Raw genomic sequence first — 2,616 nt, 5'->3', positions numbered from 1 at the left:
GGCGGCGGCGGCGTCCTCGGCGTCCGGCGCCTTCGCCCTCGGCGCGTTCAGCGCGTTCGCGCGGCTGGTCGTCGTCGGCGTCCTCGGCGTCGAGGTCGGACTCGTCGTCCCCGGCGATGAATTCCTCGCCGTCCTCATCCTCATCCGCCCAGGCGCTGTCGTCGAAATCGTCGTCGAGGTCGATGAAGGCCTCGGGGCGTTCTTCGGGGACAAAGTCCTCGTTGGTTTCGGTGCGTTCGACGGCGTGTTCGCCCTGGCCGAGGCTGTCGTCGATCAGGATGACGACGTTCAGGCCGCGCTGGGCCAGCATGCGCTGCAGATAGTCGCGTTTGTGGTTCAGGATGTAGAGGGCGACGGCGGTGCAGAGGCGCAGATTGATCGAGCCCGCGCCGTTCTTGCCGGCCTCGATGTCCACGGCGCGCAGGGTCATGAGGGCGGCGCTCTCGGCGGAGCGGACGCGTCCGGCGCCCTGGCAGTGCGGGCAGACCTCGGTGGCCCCCTCGATGACGCCGAGGCGGCGGCGCTGGCGGCTGATCTCCATCAGGCCGAAGCCCGAGATGCGGCCCATCTGGATGCGGGCGCGGTCCTTGGCCAGGGCGTCCTTCAGGGCCTTTTCGACGGCGCGATTGTTCTTCGACTCATCCATGTCGATGAAGTCGATGACGATCAGGCCGGCGAGGTCGCGCAGACGCAGCTGGCGGGCAGCCTCGACGGCGGCTTCCAGATTGGTCTTGGTCGCGGTGGCCTCGACGTTGCGCTCCTTGGTGGCGCGGCCGGAGTTGACGTCGATGGCGACCAGGGCCTCGGTCTGGTTGATGACCAGATAGCCGCCGGAGTGCAGGGGCACGACCGGCTGGTGGATCTGGGTCAGCATCTCCTCGATGCCGTTGGTGGCGAACAGCGGGCGGGCGCCCTGGTACAGGTGCACCTTCTTCGACTGTGAGGGCATCAGCACCCGCATGAAGTCGCGCGCCTCCTTGAAGCCCTCGACACCCTCGACCTGGATGCCGTCGAAATCCTTGTCGAACATGTCGCGCACGGCGCGGCGGACGAGGTTTTCTTCCTCATAGATGATTGAGGGGGCGTTGGATTTCAGCGTGGTTTCGCGGATCGTTTCCCACAGGCGCAGCAGATATTCGTAGTCGCGCTTGATCTCGGCCTTGGTGCGTTTGGCGCCGGCCGTGCGGATGATCAGCCCCATGCCCTGGGGCACGTGCAGGGCGGCCGCGGCGGCCTTCAGGCGCTTGCGGTCCGTGGCCTGGGTGATCTTGCGCGAGATGCCGCCGCCCTTGCCGGTGTTGGGCATCAGCACGCAGTAGCGGCCGGCCAGCGACAGCCAGGTGGTCAGGGCCGCGCCCTTGCCGCCGCGCTCGTCCTTGACGACCTGGACCAGCATGACCTGACGGCGCTTGATGACGTCCTGGATCTTGTAGCGGCGCATCAGGCGGCGCTTGAGCCGCTCTTCCTCGGCCATGCCGCCTTCGGATTCGTCGTCGTTTTCGCGCGCGTGCTCGTCGTGATCGTCGTCTTCCGAATGCGCTTCGGCCATGATGGCTTCGCGGTCGGCGACGGGGATCTGGTAATAGTCCGGGTGGATTTCGCTGAAGGCGAGGAAGCCGTGGCGGTTGCCGCCATACTCCACGAAGGCAGCCTGCAGGCTGGGCTCTACGCGAACGACCTTGGCGAGATAGATGTTGCCGCGAAGCTGGCGCTTCGCGCGGGATTCAAAGTCGAATTCCTCGACCTGACGGCCCTCGACGATGGCGACCCGGGTCTCCTCGGGATGCGCGGCGTCGATCAACATGGTCTTTGACATGGAAGCTTTCTCTCTGGCGCGCCCGGCCATCCCCGCGAAGGGGGCAGGCGGCTCGCCGAATGGGATTGGGGGCGAACGCAGGCGCCACCCCGTCGCCGCGGCGGATGCCGTGGGCGAGGTCGGTCAGATCAGACCGGAAGGGAGCGCAGGCGATAAGGCCCATGGGGTTTCGTACGGTCCTGGGCCCGGACGCGCCGTCTGAGGGCGTCCCGAACCCGGTCGTCGAACAGGCGGGGGAAACCCGGCCGGCTCTCGGATCAGTGAAAGTCATGCCGCGAAGAGGGCGCGCCCAAGCCTGAAGGTTCAGGGGACGCGATCGGTCGCGAGCCATGCAAGCATAGGCATGCCGGGCGCGAATTAAAAGCGGCGTGCGCTTTAACCGGTTGGCGACGACGTTGCGGCATGATGGGCCCAACCAAGAAGGTGGGTCTCCGTCAAAATGCACGGACTGTCGCGTATAAAACTGACGCAGTGGCTCCCCGGATCCCGTCCGGGGATGACGGCTCGCGAATGGGCGATGACGGCGATGGCCTTCGTCGTGATCTGCGTCGTTCTGCTGGCGGCCGGGCGCGGACTGGCGTCCGGGGCCATGGGCGAGGTGCTGCGGGTGCGGTTCGGCGGCGACGCCGAACACACCCGCGTCGTGCTCGATCTGGACCGGACCTCGCGCGGACAGGTGATCCAGGCCGGCGACGACGGCCGGGTGGTGGTGTCGCTGGCGGGCGTTTCGCCTGCGAGCCGCGGCCTGAGCGGTGCGGGCACGGGCCTGGTGCGCGGCTGGCGGGTGACCGGCGCGGGCG

Annotated in this window: 1 protein-coding gene and 1 pseudogene; one reads left to right on the top strand and one right to left on the bottom strand. The window is 67.6% G+C overall.

The window, feature by feature from the left end; translation table 11 throughout:
• The coding region (locus QQJ79_RS15185; RefSeq protein WP_284223767.1) for an Rne/Rng family ribonuclease at nucleotides 1-1,816 on the bottom strand (1,816 nt) is incomplete at its 3' end.
• Nucleotides 1,817-2,312: 496 nt separating this feature from the next.
• Here QQJ79_RS15185 and QQJ79_RS15180 point away from each other — a divergent pair.
• Nucleotides 2,313-2,616 (top strand): annotated as a pseudogene (locus tag QQJ79_RS15180) (N-acetylmuramoyl-L-alanine amidase); the annotation flags it as partial.

It is taken from the genome of Brevundimonas denitrificans, assembly GCF_030160755.1.
In the GTDB taxonomy this organism is placed as follows: domain Bacteria; phylum Pseudomonadota; class Alphaproteobacteria; order Caulobacterales; family Caulobacteraceae; genus Brevundimonas; species Brevundimonas denitrificans.
Note: the sequence above shows the minus strand (reverse complement) of the source record. Positions and strands in the feature narration are given on the sequence as shown.